This window comes from Sphingopyxis sp., from assembly GCF_016704835.1.
GTDB lineage: Bacteria > Pseudomonadota > Alphaproteobacteria > Sphingomonadales > Sphingomonadaceae > Sphingopyxis.
This window is the reverse complement of the sequence record NZ_JADIZJ010000021.1, coordinates 239,913-255,718: the sequence shown is the minus strand read 5'-3', so window position 1 is coordinate 255,718 and position 15,806 is coordinate 239,913. Positions and strand designations below refer to the sequence as shown.

16 protein-coding genes and 2 tRNA genes are annotated in these 15,806 nt (G+C 62.4%); 7 read left to right on the top strand and 11 right to left on the bottom strand.

Translation table 11 applies throughout. The annotated features are described in order from the left end of the window. Window positions 1-59: 59 nt before the first annotated feature. Window positions 60-1,190, bottom strand: coding sequence for a CaiB/BaiF CoA-transferase family protein (locus IPF76_RS16305; RefSeq protein WP_293846214.1), 1,131 nt, complete (start codon window positions 1,188-1,190; stop codon window positions 60-62). Window positions 1,191-1,348: 158 nt separating this feature from the next. Here IPF76_RS16305 and IPF76_RS16300 point away from each other — a divergent pair, with 158 nt between their 5' ends. After that, entirely contained in the window at window positions 1,349-2,686 is a 1,338-nt protein-coding gene (locus tag IPF76_RS16300; protein WP_293846212.1) for an alkaline phosphatase PhoX, read from the top strand. 10 nt (window positions 2,687-2,696) lie between these two features. Here IPF76_RS16300 and IPF76_RS16295 read toward each other — a convergent pair whose 3' ends face one another. The 4 genes from IPF76_RS16295 to IPF76_RS16280 are packed head-to-tail and all read right to left on the bottom strand — an operon-like array spanning window position 2,697 to window position 7,068. Continuing rightward, the gene (locus IPF76_RS16295) at window positions 2,697-3,947 is read right to left on the bottom strand and encodes an acetyl-CoA C-acetyltransferase (RefSeq protein WP_293846210.1); all 1,251 of its coding nucleotides are present in this window, start codon (window positions 3,945-3,947) and stop codon (window positions 2,697-2,699) included. 28 nt (window positions 3,948-3,975) lie between these two features. Then, window positions 3,976-4,758 carry an SDR family NAD(P)-dependent oxidoreductase gene (locus IPF76_RS16290; protein ID WP_293846208.1) on the bottom strand — a complete coding sequence of 261 codons (783 nt, stop codon included), beginning with the start codon at window positions 4,756-4,758 and terminating at the stop codon, window positions 3,976-3,978. Window positions 4,759-4,771: 13 nt separating this feature from the next. Next, entirely contained in the window at window positions 4,772-5,977 is a 1,206-nt protein-coding gene (locus IPF76_RS16285) for an acyl-CoA dehydrogenase family protein (protein ID WP_293846206.1), read from the bottom strand. Further along, the gene (locus tag IPF76_RS16280) at window positions 5,974-7,068 is read right to left on the bottom strand and encodes an acyl-CoA dehydrogenase family protein (protein ID WP_293846204.1); all 1,095 of its coding nucleotides are present in this window, start codon (window positions 7,066-7,068) and stop codon (window positions 5,974-5,976) included. The genes IPF76_RS16285 and IPF76_RS16280 overlap by 4 nt, the downstream gene beginning before the upstream one ends. Window positions 7,069-7,202: 134 nt before the next feature. On the opposite strand from IPF76_RS16280, the gene IPF76_RS16275 reads away from it, so the two are divergent. Further along, window positions 7,203-8,183: a nitronate monooxygenase family protein gene (locus IPF76_RS16275; RefSeq protein ID WP_293846202.1), complete on the top strand. Its 981-nt coding sequence runs from the start codon at window positions 7,203-7,205 to the stop codon at window positions 8,181-8,183. 118 nt (window positions 8,184-8,301) lie between these two features. Further along, window positions 8,302-9,393 carry a flavin reductase gene (locus tag IPF76_RS16270; RefSeq protein ID WP_293846200.1) on the top strand — a complete coding sequence of 364 codons (1,092 nt, stop codon included), beginning with the start codon at window positions 8,302-8,304 and terminating at the stop codon, window positions 9,391-9,393. Between the two features lie 272 nt (window positions 9,394-9,665). Here IPF76_RS16270 and IPF76_RS21000 read toward each other — a convergent pair whose 3' ends face one another. Further along, entirely contained in the window at window positions 9,666-9,968 is a 303-nt protein-coding gene (locus tag IPF76_RS21000) for a hypothetical protein (RefSeq protein ID WP_366499737.1), read from the bottom strand. A gap of 19 nt (window positions 9,969-9,987) precedes the next feature. Then, complete coding sequence (locus IPF76_RS20995) at window positions 9,988-10,485, bottom strand: nucleotidyltransferase domain-containing protein (protein WP_366499736.1); 498 nt, start codon at window positions 10,483-10,485, stop codon at window positions 9,988-9,990. Window positions 10,486-10,519: 34 nt separating this feature from the next. Between IPF76_RS20995 and IPF76_RS16260 the strand changes: the two genes are divergently transcribed. Next, window positions 10,520-10,753, top strand: a complete 234-nt coding sequence (locus tag IPF76_RS16260) for a hypothetical protein (RefSeq protein ID WP_293847414.1) — start codon at window positions 10,520-10,522, stop codon at window positions 10,751-10,753. Between the two features lie 4 nt (window positions 10,754-10,757). On the opposite strand, the gene IPF76_RS16255 is transcribed toward IPF76_RS16260, so the two are convergent. Beyond that, window positions 10,758-10,848: transfer RNA gene (locus IPF76_RS16255), tRNA-Ser, on the bottom strand. A gap of 73 nt (window positions 10,849-10,921) precedes the next feature. Here IPF76_RS16255 and IPF76_RS16250 point away from each other — a divergent pair. Together IPF76_RS16250 and IPF76_RS16245 are read left to right on the top strand one after the other, a co-directional pair. Then, on the top strand, window positions 10,922-11,986 hold the full coding sequence (locus IPF76_RS16250) for a peptidylprolyl isomerase (RefSeq protein ID WP_293846199.1): 1,065 nt from the start codon (window positions 10,922-10,924) through the stop codon (window positions 11,984-11,986). A gap of 102 nt (window positions 11,987-12,088) precedes the next feature. Then, entirely contained in the window at window positions 12,089-12,403 is a 315-nt protein-coding gene (locus IPF76_RS16245; protein WP_293846198.1) for a DUF1905 domain-containing protein, read from the top strand. Here IPF76_RS16245 and IPF76_RS16240 read toward each other — a convergent pair. Beyond that, window positions 12,393-12,521 carry a hypothetical protein gene (locus tag IPF76_RS16240; protein ID WP_293846196.1) on the bottom strand — a complete coding sequence of 43 codons (129 nt, stop codon included), beginning with the start codon at window positions 12,519-12,521 and terminating at the stop codon, window positions 12,393-12,395. The two genes, IPF76_RS16245 and IPF76_RS16240, sit on opposite strands and share 11 nt — an antisense overlap. A gap of 118 nt (window positions 12,522-12,639) precedes the next feature. On the opposite strand from IPF76_RS16240, the gene IPF76_RS16235 reads away from it, so the two are divergent. After that, window positions 12,640-12,714 (top strand) — tRNA-Thr (locus tag IPF76_RS16235). 1,747 nt (window positions 12,715-14,461) lie between these two features. On the opposite strand, the gene IPF76_RS16230 is transcribed toward IPF76_RS16235, so the two are convergent. Next, window positions 14,462-14,665, bottom strand: coding sequence for a hypothetical protein (locus IPF76_RS16230; RefSeq protein WP_293846194.1), 204 nt, complete (start codon window positions 14,663-14,665; stop codon window positions 14,462-14,464). Between the two features lie 150 nt (window positions 14,666-14,815). Then, window positions 14,816-15,694, bottom strand: coding sequence for a LysR substrate-binding domain-containing protein (locus IPF76_RS16225; RefSeq protein WP_293846192.1), 879 nt, complete (start codon window positions 15,692-15,694; stop codon window positions 14,816-14,818). Window positions 15,695-15,806 lie beyond the last annotated feature (112 nt).

The following is a 15,806-nucleotide window of genomic DNA, read 5'->3' as shown; positions in this document are numbered from 1 at the left end:
ATCTCGGGCGGCGTAAACCGCTCTGACTTGCTTCGCTGCGCTAGCAAAAACAAAATTTGTTAGCGCACCGCGCCATCGTTACGTAGCGCCGCAATCTTGCTCGCATCATAGCCAAGTCCCGCCAGCACCGCATCGCCATCGGCGCCGACGGTTGGCGCGGCGCGCGGGGTGTCGTTGACCGTTCCCGAGTATCGCGGCGCCGGGGCAGGCTGCACCGCTCCACCGATGGTTACAAACGTCTTGCGCTCCACATTATGCGGATGTTGCGGTGCCTCGCCAAGCGAGAGGATCGGCGCGAAACAGACGTCGGTCATCTCCATGATCGCGCACCATTCGTCGCGGGACTTCGTGAGGAACAGCGCGGTCAGCTTGTCCTTGAGCGGTGCCCATTGTGACGGATCCATCTGCGCATCGAAATCGGGATCGTCGGTCAGCCCGGTTTTCTCGCGCAGCAGCGCATAGAATTGCGGCTCGATCGACCCGATCGAGATGAACTTTCCATCGGCGCAGACATAGCTGTCGTAGAAATGCGCCGCGCCGTCGAGCATGTTGACGCCCGCCTCGTCCTTCAGCCGTCCCATTGCGTTGAACCCCCAGGTCATGCCGGCAAGCAGCGCAGACCCGTCAGTCATCGCGCAATCGATCACCTGACCCTCACCAGTGCGCGCCGCATGAACAAGTGCGCTCGCCATGCCGAAGGCGAGCATCATTCCGCCGCCGCCGAAGTCGCCGACATAATTGACCGGCGGCACCGGCTTTTCGCCCGCGCGCCCGATACCGTGGAGAACACCCGACAACGCGATATAATTGATGTCGTGGCCCGCTGCATGGGCGTAGGGGCCGAACTGCCCCCAGCCGGTCATGCGCCCGTAAACCAGTTTCGGATTATCGGCGAGCAGCACGTCGGGGCCAAGGCCAAGCCGCTCCATCACGCCGGGGCGATAGCCTTCGATGATCCCGTCGGCGCTCTTGCAAAGGTCACGCGCAATTGCGACCGCTTCCGGGTTCTTCATGTCGAGGACGATCGAGGTCCGGTTGCGGCTCAGCGGGTCGCGCGGGTCCATGAAGCCGCCGGGGCGGTCGATGCGGATCACCTCGGCGCCATGATCGGCGAGCATCATCCCGCAGAAGGGGCCGGGGCCGATCCCGGCAAATTCGATGATGCGGATACCCTTGAGCGGTCCGGCCATGTCTGTCTTCTCCCTTGTTGTCAGGCGGCCTTGCCGGGACTGTGAAGGCCCGGCAAGGTCAAAACTGGTCGTGGCGAGCAGGGCCACGCGGGTGCAGCACGCGTGTCACAAACGCACCCTATCGCGCGCCTTAGCGCTGGATTTCCGGAGTTGCACCCATGCTTGACCGTCGCCGATTTGCCATCACCGCTCTCGCTTTCACCGGGCTTGCCGCGCAGAGTCGCGCGGTCGCGGGCGGGATGATGGCGATCGACCTCGGCTATGGCCCGCTGCAGAGCGACCCGGCGGGATTGATCGACCTGCCACCGGGTTTCTCTTACCGGATCGTATCGCAGCTGGGCGACACGATGACCGACGGCCTTCGCGTTCCTGATCGGGCCGACGGCATGGGTTGTATCAAACTCGATCATGGCCGGATCGCACTTGTTCGCAATCATGAATTGCAGCCGCGGCACTTGGCCGACGGTCCGCTGCCGGTCGGGGCGGAGGTACCGGAAGGCACATTCGATACGATCGGTGGGGCAGCGATTCCGGGCGGGACGACGACGCTGGTGCTCGACTCTGATACACTGACGTTGGAAAAGCAATATCTGAGCCTGCTCGGCACGATCCGCAACTGCGCGGGCGGGGTGACGCCATGGGGCAGCTGGCTGAGCTGCGAAGAGAGCGTCGACGGGCCGGAGCAGGGGGTGGGCAAGCCGCACGGCTGGATGTTCGACGTCCCCGCCGATGCCGACAAGCTGGTCCATGCCGAACCGCTCAGGGCGATGGGACGGTTCATGCGCGAGGCGGCGGTCGTCGATCCGCGCACCGGGATCGTCTATATGACGGAGGATCGTGAAGACAGCCTGCTCTATCGTTTTCTGCCCGACGATGCGGGCGCATTGCACAAGGGCGGACGATTGCAGGCGTTGGCGTTCGAAGACCGTTGGCTTCGCGACAGTCGCAACTGGAACGGCATAAAATGGGCGCCGGGGGGCTGGCAATTTGCACGCTGGATAGATCTCGACGATCCCGAAAGCCCGCGCGACGACCTGCGCACCCGCGGCGCAAAAAAAGGTGCCGCAATCTTTGCGCGCGGCGAGGGCGTGCATTGGGGCGACAACGAACTTTATTTCACCTGCACGTCGGGTGGTCGCATGAAACAGGGGCAGATCATGCGGTACCGTCCGTCGCGCCACGAAGGAAAGAGCCGCGAAAAGGGCGCGCCGGGACGCATCCAGCTGTTCCTCGAGTCGACCGATCCCCGCCAATACAGCTTTGGCGACAATCTGACCGTTGCGCCCAACGGGCATCTGATCGTCTGCGAAGACCAATATGGCGATATCGTCGACAACCATCTGCGCGGTGTCACTCCTTATGGCGAGGTCTATGCCTTTGCCCGGATCAAGACCCAGACGGAGCCGGCGGGGGTGTGCTTCTCCCCCGACGGCAGGACGATGTTCGTTAACCTGTATAGCCCGACCAAGACGCTGGCGATCCGCGGCCCGTTCTGAAGAATGGTAATCAGATCCGTTCGATGATGATCGCGGGTGCCATGCCGCCGGCGGCGCACATGGTGACGAGGCCGTAGCGCCCGCCCGAGCGTTCGAGTTCGTCGAGTGCGGTGCCGATCAGGATCGAACCGGTGGCGCCGATCGGATGGCCAAGCGCCATCGCGCCGCCGTTGATGTTGACCTTGTCGCGGTCGAGATCGAGATCGCGGATGAATTTTTCGGCGACGACGGCAAAGGCCTCGTTGATTTCCCAGACATCGATGTCGTCTTTGGTCAGACCGGCCTTTTCGAGCACCTTTTTCGCGGCGGGCACGGGGGCGTTGAGCATCAGCGTCGGATCATCGCCGATATTGGCATAAGCGACGACGCGCGCACGCGGCTTCAGGCCATGCTTGTCGGCATAGTCCTTCGACGCAAGCAGGATCGCGGCGGCACCGTCGACGACGCCCGAGCTATTGCCGGCATGGTGGAAGTGCTGGATCTCGACATCGGGATAGCGGCGATTGACCTGTTTGCGGAAGGTGAAGCCGCCGCCAAGGTCGAAGTCGGCGAGCCCGGTGAAGGCGGGCTTGAGCGACGCCAGCCCTTCGGCGGTGGTTTCGGGGCGCGGGAATTCCTCATGGTCGAGCGCGACGCTGCCGTCGGTATTCAGAACCGGGACGACCGATTTGGCGAAGCGGCCTTCCTTGATCGCCATGTCGGCGCGCTGCTGGCTGACCAGCGCCAGCGCGTCGAGCGCTTCGCGGCTGATGCCCTCGATCGTCGCGATGGCGTCGCCGCAAACGCCCTGATGCGACTGTGGGTGGCGTTCGTCGAGCGCTTCATGGCCCGAACCCATCAACCGCGGCGGCAGTCCGGCATTGGCCTGTTCGGCGGCGAAAGCGGTGGTGTAGCTCATCATCTCGGTGCCGCCTGCGATGACGCAATCTTCCATCCCGCTCATGACGCTGGCCGCGGCGAGATTGACCGAGGTGATGCCGCCGCCGCAGAAGCGGTCGAGCGTCGTTCCCGATGCCTTAGTGTCATAACCCGCCGACAGCGCCGCCATCCGGCCAAGGTCGCCGCCCTGCTTGCCGTTCTGGCTCGACGTCGACCAGATGATGTCGTCGACCGTTGCGGTGTCGAGGTTGTTACGGTCCTTGATCGCCTTCAGCACCGTCGCGGCCAGATGCTGCGGGTGGAGGTGCGACAAGGCACCTTTGCCGGGTTTGCCAACCCCGCGCGGGGTGCGGACGGCGTCAATGATATAGGCTTCGGCCATGATGATTTCCTTCTGGTCGGGGAGGGGGTTAACGCGGAGCCATGCGGATCGCGCCGTCGAGGCGGACGGCCTGGCCATTGAAATAGGTGTTGCGGATCATTTCCATCGCGAGGCTGGCATATTCTTCGGCCTTGCCGAGCCGCTTGGGGAAGGGGACCGAGGCTTCGAGGCTTTCCTTTACCTTCGGGTTCATGTTGCCCAGCAACGGCGTGCCGAACACGCCGGGCATAATCGAGTTGACGCGAATGCCCAGGTCCATCAGGTCGCGCGCCATCGGCAGTACGAGGCCGTTCACGCCTGCTTTTGCCGAACCATAGATAACCTGACCAATTTGCGCATCCTGCGCTGCGACCGAAGCAGTGAAGATGATCGCACCGCGTTCGCCGTCGTCCATCTCGGGCAAGGTCGCCATGCCCTCGGCGGCGATCGATCCGATGCGATAGCTCGCGGTCAAAATGCCCGCCACGCCATAGGCGTAGTCCTCGGTCGGAGTGCGGCGGAAGGTCCGGGTTTCCTTGTCATAGGCGAGCGTTTTGCCGCGCCGCGAGGTCATCGCGCAATGGACGCAAATCCGTTCCTGGCCATGCGCCGCGCGTGCCTTGGCATAACCGTCGAGGACCGATTGTTCGTCGGTGATGTCGACTTTGCAGAACAGCCCGCCGATCGACGCCGCGACCTCTTCGCCGAGTGCCTCGTTGATATCGAAAATCGCGACCTTCACGCCCGCGGCTGCCAGCGCTTCGGCGGTGGCGCGGCCGAGGCCCGATGCGCCGCCTGTGACGACCGCCGCGGTAGTGGAATCGAACTTCATGCGCTGCGCCTCCTCAGGCCGGAATCTGGTTGAAGGGGATGCCCTTGTCGGGGCGATAGTCCTGCGGTAGTCCGAGCACCTTTTCGGCGATCGTGTTGAGCAGCGTCTCGTCCGACCCGCCCGCAATGCGACCGGTCGGGGCGTTGATCCAGCTCGACGCCCAATCCTCCTTTTGCGAGGCATGTTCGTCGAAGGCGAAGCCGCCGCTGCCCTGCAGGTCGATCGCGAGTTCGGACAGCTTCTGACGCGAGCGGACGGCGACGAGCTTGTTGAGCGAACCTTCAGCGCCGGGGATCATCCCCGCCTGCATCATCAGGCGGGCGCGGACGTTGATCGAATCGAGCCCCGACCGCATCGCATAGTTGCGCGCGATCTGTTGGCGGATGCGGCCATCTTCGATCGCCGGCTTGCCATTGAGCAGCGTGTCTTTGGCAAGGTCAACGAACAGGTCGAGGTGCGGGCCGAAGCCCGCGCTGTCGGTCGCGACATAGCGTTCGATCATAAGCGTGGTGATGGCGACCGCAAAGCCGCCGCCGACGGGCGACATGCGATGATCGTCGCTGATCTTCACATCGTCGAAGAACACCTCGTTGACGTGGCTGTCGCCGCCCGCGAGCTTGATCGGGCGGACGGTGACGCCGGGCGCTTTCATATCGACCCAGAAATAGGTCAGCCCCTTATGCTTGGGCACGGTCGGGTCGGTGCGCACGACGATGACGCCATAATCGCTGTAATGCGCCCAGCTCGTCCACACCTTCTGGCCGTTGATCTTCCATCCATTGCCGTCGGGTTCGGCCTTGGTCCGCAGCCCGGCGAGGTCGGAGCCGCCCGAAGGTTCGGAGAACAGCTGGCACCAGATTTCTTCGCCTTGCAGGGCTTTGAGCACGCGTTCCTTGACGAAGTCCCGGTCGCTGCCGAATTGCATCAGGACCGGCACAGGCATGCCGAGCGAGATGCCGAAATAGAAATTGGGGAAGCCGTGCTTCATTTCTTCGGCGTCGAAGGTGACCTTTTCGAGATGCCCAAGTCCCTGACCGCCATATTCGGTCGGCCAGTTGATCCCGGCAAAACCCGCGTCGAACTTCGCTTTCTGATAGCGGCGCCCAAGCGCGAGGTCGTCGGCCTCGGCCAGCCCCTTGCGCGCCTCGCGGCCGTACGTCGGTGCCATCGATTCGAGCCACGTCGCCGCCTTGGCGCGATAAGCTTCAAGATCGCTCATGCCGCTTCTCCTGTCAGTCGGTCGACGAGGACATCTTCCCAGAACAGGCTGCTGCCCTGCTCGATCGCGAGGCTGCGCGCGCGGCGCATATGGAGGTGGAGCCCGAGATCCCAGGTCACGCCGATCCCGCCGTGGATCTGCACACAATCGCGCGCCGCGGTGTCATAGGCCTCGGTCGCCGACAGCCGCGCGGCGGCGGCGGCGGTGATGAAATCGGCGGCGCCTTCGCGCGATGCGGCGTGGATGCAGTTGGCGCGCGCGAGTTCGACGAGTCCGTAAAGTTCGGCGATGCGGTGCTTCACCGACTGGAAGGCGCCGATCGGCTGGCCAAAGGCGCGGCGGGTCAGCGCGTAATCCCGCGCGATTTCCATCAGCACCTCGGCGCCGCCGGTCTGTTCGTGCGCGGTGACGACGGCCTGAAGTGCCAAAATGTGCAGCGCCGCTTCGCGGGCAGCCGCGCCGACGACAAGGGTTTCCGATGGCGCCGCCGAAAAGTCCAGGTCGGCGTAGCAGCGGCTGTTGTCGAAGCTGTTGACCGCGACGCGCGCGACATCGCGCAGTTCGACGAGTTCTAGCGCCAGCATCCCGGGACCGTTGGCCAGTACGATCGCCACGTCGGCGAACAACGCGCCGACAACGCCTTTTTTGCTGCCGTCGATGCTGTAGTTGGTCACGGTCACCGTTGGCTGCGTCGGCAGCGCACTAGGTCCGGAGGCGATGGCTACAGCGCCGATCGTGTCGCCGCTTGCGAGGCCTGGCAGCCAGCGCGCCTGCTGCTCTGCGTTGCCATAGAGCTCGATCGCCTTCGCGGCGCCGAAATTTGTAGTCAAGAAGGGCGCGCCGCTCAGGCTGCGGCCTGCCTGGTGCGCGATCAGACCCAGCTCGACGAGACCCAGTCCCAGCCCGTCATGCGCTTCGGGCAGCGCCAATGCGGTCCAGCCCTGCTCCTTTGCGGTGTCCCAGAAAGGGCGATGATAGCCGCCGACCGATTCGAGCAGCGGCAGCAAGCTATCCTTGCTGATTCGCGCTTCGAGCACCCGCCGCGATTCGGTCGCGATCGCCTGTTGGCCTTCGTCATAGAGGATCGTCATGGCCGCATCAGTCCCGCTCCCACATATCTTGTCTTGCCAATGAACCGGACGTTGACGTAAACGTCAAGTCAATTCCAGCACGGCGACGACGTAGCGTCAATTTGCTGCGACCGATCATGGGGAGGGAACTGACGATGGCTTTTAAGACACGCATCACCGAAATGCTGGGGATCGAACATCCGATCGTGCAGGGCGGGATGCAGAGCGTCGGCTACGCCGAACTGGCGAGCGCGGTGTCGAACGCCGGCGGGCTCGGCATCATCACCGCGCTGACCCAGCCTAGCCCCGCGGCGCTCAGCGCCGAGATCGAGCGTTGCCGCGCGATGACCGACAAGCCGTTCGGGGTGAACATGACGGTTTTTCCGACGATCAACGCGCCCGATTACAAGGCCTTTGCGCAGGCGATCATCGACGGCGGGGTCAAGATCGTCGAGACCGCGGGAACGCCCGCCGTGCGCGAGATCTGGGAAATGCTCAAACCGCACGGCATCGCCATCCTGCACAAATGCACCGCAGTGCGTCATGCCTTGTCGGCGGAGCGCGCGCGCTGCGATATCATTTCGATCGATGGTTTTGAATGTGCGGGACATCCGGGCGAGGACGATATTCCGGGCCTGATCCTGATCCCCGCCGCAGCCGACAAGGTGAAGATCCCGATGCTTGCGTCGGGCGGGTTCGGCGACGGCCGCGGGCTGGTCGCCGCGCTGGCGCTGGGGGCCGAGGGGATCAACATGGGCACGCGCTTTTGCGCGACGGTCGAGGCGCCGATCCACGACAATGTGAAGCAGGCCTATGTCGATAATGACGAGCGCGGATCCTATCTGATCTTTCGCAGCCTCAAGAATACCGCCCGCGTCGGCAAGAGCGCGGTCAGCGAAGAGGTCGTCCGCCGTCTCGCGCAGCCCGACGCGACCTTTGCCGATGTTGCCGGACTGGTGAACGGCCAGGCAGGGCGCGAGCTGCTGCAGACCGGCGACCTGTCGAAAGGCGTGTTCTGGGCCGGGATGGTGCAGGGGTTGATCCACGACATCCCGACCTGTCAGCAACTGATCGACCGCATCATCGCCGAAGCGGACGCGATCATCGATCAACGGCTGGCTTCGTTGCGACGGTAAAGCGCTTCATGCCGATACGCTGGCGCGGCGCGTGTGCTTTCGATATGATCCGATTCTTCGCAATTGGATCAGTTCGTTGCCCACGGCGTTATTGCCCGCCGGTGCGCCAGGGGGATGTTTGAGCGTCATCGAATATAAGGGTTTCGGCGGCGTCCCGCTGACCGCGGATGTGCTGGGCGACGACAACGACCCCGCGGTGCTGCTGATCCCCGACATCGGGCAGGCGCGCGGCGCTTGGCGCGACGTCGCCGATGGACTGGCGCGTTCAGGACGCCGGGTCGTGAACCTCGATCTGCGCCCCGATGGCGAGCTCGGTCAGCTGGCGGAGCATATCGAGGATCTGCGCCTTGTCCTCGCCCAAATGGGGTCGCGTCCGGTCGTCGTTGCTGCGCGGCACAGCGGCTGGATCGCAACCCGCGCGCTCGCGATCGATGGCGTGCTGCTCGCTGGCGGGCTGGTGCTGGTTGACATGCCCGAAGACACCGACGCCATCGCCAGCGGCATCGCGGCGCGTCAGGCGCTGCCGACGCTGCTGGTGCGCGGCGGCTTTGCGGCGGCGCCGAACAACGCCCTAGGTGATGCGTTCGGCGGCGCGCTGCCGATCGGTGAAAGCGCGGACATCGACGAGGCCGATCTGGCGCTCGAGGCCGACCGGACCGAAGCGTTGCTCGGCCAGCTGCTCGAATTTCTGGAACGCCGCCAGCCGCGCGAGGCAACCGAGTTTCAGGCAGGGTCGGACCCGCGGACGTTGCGCGATGCGATGGGCTGCTTTGCGACTGGCGTCACGATTGTCACGGCGCTCGACTCTGCGGGCGTCCCCGTTGGCCTGACCGCGAACAGCTTCACGTCGGTGTCACTGGACCCGCCGCTGCTCTTGGTCTGCATCGCCAATTCGTCGGGTACCGCCCCCGCGCTGCGCGAGGCGTCGCATTTCGGAGTCAATGTTTTGCAAATCGGGCAGCAACCCGCGTCGAACCGCTTCGCGACGCGCGGGGAGGATCGGTTCGCCAATCTGCCGTGGACGCCGGGGCAGACGGGGGTGCCGCTGCTGAACAGCTCGCTGGTGTCGTTCGAATGCCAGCGCGAATCGCTTCATGAGGCGGGCGATCATTTCATCCTGGTCGGCCGCGTCGTGCGCGCGCAGTTCGAGCCTCACCGCGACCCGCTGCTCTATTTCCGGGGCAAATACCGGCGGCTGCATTTCGCCTGACGTGGGGTTAGACCGGACGGTCGGTGGCGCTGCACCGGCTTCGCATTGGCATTTGCTTAAATTCTAACAATTATTTTGCCGATTTCCCTACCGCGGGAAACAGGAAAATCAGGACCAGTTAGCGCGTTATTGTCGTTGCAACAGGGATTGCTGGTATCGCACCGACGAACGTCGCAGCCTGGAATTGGGAATCGGATTGTCGCGTTGATTTCAATATGGGTAGCAGTGCAAAAGCGGCTGGGCTCTGATCCTGGCTGGTGAAAACCAGGGGGTCATGTCACTTCGCGCACGATATGGTCGGTTTTCTGCGGGTTTAATTCTATGGCATGCCGCAAAATAGCCATATGCTTCGAATAGCGGGCCTTGACATAGGCTTCTTTGAGCTTCTCGAAGCGGGCACGCACTTCGCGCCGTTCGCGCGGCCAAGCATCAACGAGCTGCATATCGATCCGCTCCGCCTGCGTTCGTAGGAACCCCAGATTGTGGACGTGTGGCGTGTAGAAGGTGCAGACGAGTAGCGCGCAGTGATAGAGTCGTTCCGCCGCCTGATGAAACTGGAATGCAGCCAGCTTCAATCTCCTTTGGCAGATGTCGTCAAGTTCGCGCGTCCCTGAAAATGCCGAAGCGGAAACCACTCGTCGAAATATTCCTGCGCCATCGCCAGCGCTTGTTCGGCGTCTTGGGCTTTGGGTGTGGAAGCGGCTTGTCGTCATATTCGTAGAGCGCGATGCCGTCCTTTGCGACGTCCATGAAGAAATAGCGCCCGTGGGCGAGGCCGTCGTTCACTTCCTGCAAGGTGTGGACGATGAAGTTGACCGGGGTCTTGAGCGTCTTGTCGATCGCCAGTTCGCGGATCAGCCGGTCTTCGAGCTTGGCCCAGAAATCGACCTTCTCGGTAAGCCTTTTGTCATTGACGATGATGAGCAGGTCGAAGTCCGAGCGATAGCCTTTGGCCGTATGCGGCTCATCGACCCAGCCGCCGCGCGCGTAGCTGCCGTAGAGGATGATCTTGTCGATCCTGCCTTTCTTCTTCCAGCCCATCGTGCCGAGCGCGATGGCATCTTCGAATTCTTCGAAAACGATCGCCTTCACGCGGTCGGAGCTCGCGCTGTTTGTTCGCCGGAAGATGATCGAGATCGGTTTTCATCGCTGGCGGCACCCTGTCGGCGCGGCGGCCGATTGGCAAGATCGAAGCGCCGTCAGCGGCGCCAGAATTGCCACCGCCTGCGGTTCTTTCTATCGACCGTTTGCGCGAAAAATGTCGGACTGGATCCTGTGGGACACACAGGGACCCGAATCGCTTCTCAAACCCGCAGCAAAGCTGGGATGTGAAAAACGGATCGGGCGGATGTGGGATTAGAACTTGGCGGAGCGGGTGGGATTCGAACCCACGATAGGCTTTTGACCTATACTCACTTTCCAGGCGAGCGCCTTCGACCACTCGGCCACCGCTCCGCATGCTTGGAACGCGCGCCCTAATCGCTGGGCGGGGCTTTCGCAAGTCGCATGAGCATGGCAGACAGGCGGCATGAAACATCTGGTTCTAGCCGCCGCTGCGGCGTCGCTCGCCCTTCCGGTTACCGCGCAGGAGCCGGTGCCAAACCCGTCACCGGGCGAGATCGCCGCCGCGGCGCCCGCAAGCGATTGGGTCGCGATTGCGCCGTCCGAACTGCTGGTGATGGACCTCGCGCCCGACGCCACTGGCAAAGCGCGCCGCGTCGTGATCCAGCTGATGCCCGCGCCATTCAGCCAGGGGTGGATCGGCAATATCCGCAAGCTTGCCGCGGCACATTGGTGGGACGGGACAAGTATCAACCGGGTGCAGGACAATTATGTCGTGCAATGGGGCGATGCGACGGAGAAGAAGGCGCTGCCTGAGGGATTGATGACGGTGCCGGAGAGCGGGTATGTAACTACTTCAGACGCGATCAGCGAGGCGAATGCGAAACACTTAGATTTGGTAGGAGGTGGCGAATCCGCATTGGCCGCAGCACTGAGCGCCGAAGCTGCAGCCGTGAAGTCCGAAAACAACGCGGCGCAATTTTCGATTGACGGAACTCGGACAAAGGCAGCGCCCGGTGGCTGGCACGAGCGCGATTCCTACACATCGTGGGTCGAGATATTCAACGGATGGCCCGTCGCGGCGGAGCAGTCGGGAGAGGGTGTTTGGCACTATTGGCCCGTCCACTGCTATGGCGCAGTCGGTGTCGGCCGAAATATGTCGCCCGATACAGGCAGCGGCGCTGAGCTTTATACGGTTATCGGCGAGGCGCCGCGCCATCTCGACCGCAACATCGCGCTGGTTGGCCGCGTCATCACTGGGATGGAATATTTGACCAGCCTGCCACGCGGTACGGGGGCGCTTGGATTTTATGAGGATGCAGCCCAGCGCGTGCCGATCCGGTCGATTCGCATGGCGAACGAGTTGTCGCAGGACGACCAGCCAAAGTTTGAAATTCTCTCAACCGACAGCGTCACCTTTCACCGTTACGTCGAAGCACGTGCAAATCGCCGTGATCCATTCTTTATCAAACCCGCGGGCGGGGTAGGTATCTGCAATATTCCAGTGCCGGTGCGGATGGCGCCAAAATGATCCAGATCAGCCGTTCGCATCGAGCGAAGCCGAGATGCCGTGAGGCCGCGCGCCCAAGAGCGGTGTCTCGACTTCGCCCGACACAAACGGGTTGAGAGCGAGGTGGAGAGTTTCACATTTACCACGCCGCTCTGGCGCTGGCAGTCCGCCACCGCGCCCGCGGCTTGGCATTTCGTCACCATCGCGGGCGACGCTGCTGATGGCATCCGGATCGCGGCGATCAGTGGCCAGTGGCTGAACGGGCGCAAGGGGTTCGGATCGGCGCGGGTCGATGTAACCATTGGCGACACAAGCTGGCAGACATCGGTGTTCCCGCACAAGGAGAGCGGCGGCTGGTTGCTGCCGGTCAAGGCCGCGGTGCGCAAGGCCGAACGGCTGGTCGAGGGCGATGCGGTGACGGTGACCGTCAGTCTTTAGCAGGCGTTTCGGCCTTGGTTTCGCGCGCCTGCGCCTTGCGCTTGCGCAGGTTATCGCGCAGCGCCTCTGCCAAGCGGCGTTCGCGCTCGATGTCGGCGGGGGAGGGTGGTTTGCTCACGAAAGCGGCCATGCCCGCGAAATTGACCCAACGTCAAGCTTCGCAACTTGACAGGCGCGGGGCGCCCCGCCATAGGCCGCGCCTGCCCAGCGAACAGGCGTTTGCGGGCGTTTCGGTTGCTGCTGTAGCTCAGTGGTAGAGCGCGTCATTGGTAATGACGAGGTCGGGAGTTCAATCCTCCCCAGCAGCACCATTCTTCTATCGCGATCGGCGACTTGATTTACCGTCCAGGCCGTCGACCTGTCCGGACGTCCGGCAGTTTCGGTTTCAATGCCTGTTATGTCCGCCTGCGTGTAGTCCGGTTTCCGCACTTGATGGTCAGCCTTGCCAGCAGAATATTCATATTGGGAACGGTCTGAAGCATGTGAGCCGCACAAGACCACGAAGCGGCAATGGAAAGTCGGCTTTGACTGGCAGCCAATATCCGCTGCCGGAGGATGGGGTTGGCGAGCGTCGATCGCCTTAAATCTGACGGCGACAGCTAGCAATGCGCGGTGGCAAGGATGCGTGTCCGTCTAACGTATATTCGTGTCTCCAGCGACGGCCATGGCCGACATCGCGCTTTGACGTGACCTCGGTGATCGGGGCCCGCGACCAAGGTGCAGGGACAGGCAAACGCTGCTTTTTTCGCCGGACCTAGTATGTGGCCAGGTCATATTTGTCAAGATGCTTGGGACGGAGGGTGACATTTGCCAGAAACCAGGGCTTGGCGATGGCGGCACCTGATTAGCCCGCTGGACGCAAAGGCTGGCAACGCCAGAGTGATCGGAAACATCGCGACCGATGGGGGGGATTCTCGTCGATGGGACGGTGTTTTCGGGGGATCAAAATTGGGTTGGCGATATTATGGCGCATTGGGGCGGCTTCTGTATACAAGGCCGCGTGGGCAACAAGAAATTGTGCTCGAGAACGGCCGATACCTCGTTGCCGGGTGCGGCGGCAATTGTTCAGGATGGCCCGGGTCCGTTCTCGGGATTTCGACGCGTAGGACTTCACACGGATAAGTGACGCACATACATTGGCTACCGGCTCCGGGCAGATAACCTCAGACGACCCGAAGATTATTAATGCCGATTTTCGCCGATCGTGAATCTGGACGGTGCAGGTATCCTTCGACAGCGGATGGCCAGGCCATCGGTGGCTGCCTTGGGCCAGCAATCCGCGTGGTGTCGGTGCGCATGAGAATTGCCGTCAGAACATCGTAACTGGTTGCGGTTTCGACCTGGCAGTCGGTCGAATAGGAACGGACCTTGCAATCGCTTGAGACGACATATAAGACGATTGTGCTGTAGCATGGCATGCGGGGAAGGGATTGACCATGATCCTCGTCGGGCCTGGTGCCTGTCGGGGCTATCCTGCCGAATGAGGGGCTGCATTAAGGTGGAAGCACGGGTTTGGTAGGGCGCTGCGGGGCTCTTCGCCGAGTATCTGTGGGCGTATCGGCGCTTAGCCGGAAAGGCTCGAATGATGCGCGCGTAGGGTGGCTTTGCGTGTGGCCTCGGCGACTTGGCGGTCCATGGTTTTCGTTGCACCATTGGCGACTTTAAACCATCGCTGATGGTGACGATACCGGGTTCTAGGGGGTCTGTCGGGCATTTTCACAACTCGCCGGAAGGTGTCGATCCGGACTGCAAGCCCTTGGAAACAACGAGGGGCGCCAGATGCAACCGCTACGCCAAATTCCTTGGGGCGCGTCATTCTCTGGAGCTGACAACTGAGGTGGACTCGTTCGCGGCATGGTAACGGGCTGCCGCGGACTTTGTTGCTCGAAATGTCGATTTCGACAGAATGGCAGAGGCGATCTTGCGGTGTGGCTGGTGACAGTTCATCAAGGGGGTGATCTGGGCCAGAACTATTTACCGGCGTTCGTCGATGTGCAAAATCCCGTAGCCTGGGATTCTCGGAGACGTGCTTTGGGATTTTGAACGCGGCGGCGGTATTTATCCATCGTCATAGGACTTGAAAATTCCATGATCCGCCCCTAGATCATCCGCTTTCCAAACGTTGTCGAGCGAGAAGATTTCGAAGCTGCGGGCCATGCTGTCCGCATCAATGGCGATCGACCCTACTGCGAAACGGCGGAAAATAACCAGATTGCCGTGACCGAAAGTGCCGTCTTGGTCAAGAGCGTCGGAATCTGGCAAACATTTTTTACGTCGACCAAACTGGCCGGGACAGCAGGAGATGGTCTTGGCTACAGGAACAGATGATGTCGCTTCCGGGTGATTACAAGTTCGAACAAAATCAGAACTCGGCCTTCAAACTGGGGACATAATTGCAGAGGTGGAAACCGCTCAGATCTTCGCCGCGAGTAGCCAGTCGTGGAACAGCTTGACCGCTGGCTGGCGCAGTGCGCGCGGTCGGCACACGAACCAGTAGCTGTACGGGCTGTCGACATCGAAATCGAATAGCCGGACAAGCCGCGGGTCATGCGCGTCGTCGAAATGATGGCCGTGCATGAAGGCGACCCCGATGCCCTGCGCCGCCGCTTCGAGCATCAGCGGCCCCGAATCGAAATAATCGATCCCCGCCGGTTCGAGATAGGGCATACCGATCGCCTTTTTCCACTCGCTGAAAGTCTCTGGCATCTCGCGGTGGAGTAGAACCGTCATGCGCTGAAGCTGCTCGGGCACCGCGATCGACCGGTTGGCGTCGGCCAGCGTCCGCGCCGCGATCGGAAACACCTTGTCCTGATCGAGCCGCGCGGCATAAAGCGCCGGATCGATCGAGCGGGCGAGCGCGATCGCAGCGTCGATACCGTCGCCCAATCGCGCTTCGGCATGCGACATGGTATCGATGTCGATATGCAGTTCGGGATGCTGACGGCGCAGTTCGGGCAATCGTGGAAAAAGCCGTTGCTGCGCAAACAGCGGTAGCACGTTGAGATGCAGGCGCAGCGATGCGTCGGGGCTGCCGACCTGACCGATCACCGTTCGCAATTCGTCGAGAATCGGCGCCAGCTGCCCCTGCAACCCACGCCCCGCTTCGGTCAGGCTGAGCCCGTGATGATGGCGATTGAACAGCGGGCGGCCGACAGCATGTTCGAGCGTCTGGATGCGGCGCGACAGCGCTGGCATCGACAGGCCTAGCTCGATCGCGGCAGCCTTGACCGTGCCATGGCGGGCGACCTCGAGAAAGGCCTCCATGCTGCTGAGGGGAGGAAGGCGGGGCATATTCGGCGCGGATGATGACACGGCCTCGCGCGACTTGCCACAATTTTGTGCAGTGCGTCATAGGTTGGCGCAGGCCCAGGGGAGGGCAAGGGGTCGCAAATCGGGAACGAGC

Bases quoted from the DNA above. Each gene is read 5' to 3' on its own strand.
- IPF76_RS16305 (WP_293846214.1), bottom strand. From the start codon at position 1,190: ATGGCCGGACCGCTCAAGGGTATCCGCATCATCGAATTTGCCGGGATC.
- IPF76_RS16300 (WP_293846212.1), top strand. From the start codon at position 1,349: ATGCTTGACCGTCGCCGATTTGCCATCACCGCTCTCGCTTTCACCGGG.
- IPF76_RS16295 (WP_293846210.1), bottom strand. From the start codon at position 3,947: ATGGCCGAAGCCTATATCATTGACGCCGTCCGCACCCCGCGCGGGGTT.
- IPF76_RS16290 (WP_293846208.1), bottom strand. From the start codon at position 4,758: ATGAAGTTCGATTCCACTACCGCGGCGGTCGTCACAGGCGGCGCATCG.
- IPF76_RS16285 (WP_293846206.1), bottom strand. From the start codon at position 5,977: ATGAGCGATCTTGAAGCTTATCGCGCCAAGGCGGCGACGTGGCTCGAA.
- IPF76_RS16280 (WP_293846204.1), bottom strand. From the start codon at position 7,068: ATGACGATCCTCTATGACGAAGGCCAACAGGCGATCGCGACCGAATCG.
- IPF76_RS16275 (WP_293846202.1), top strand. From the start codon at position 7,203: ATGGCTTTTAAGACACGCATCACCGAAATGCTGGGGATCGAACATCCG.
- IPF76_RS16260 (WP_293847414.1), top strand. From the start codon at position 10,520: ATGATCGAGATCGGTTTTCATCGCTGGCGGCACCCTGTCGGCGCGGCG.
- IPF76_RS16250 (WP_293846199.1), top strand. From the start codon at position 10,922: ATGAAACATCTGGTTCTAGCCGCCGCTGCGGCGTCGCTCGCCCTTCCG.
- IPF76_RS16225 (WP_293846192.1), bottom strand. From the start codon at position 15,694: ATGCCCCGCCTTCCTCCCCTCAGCAGCATGGAGGCCTTTCTCGAGGTC.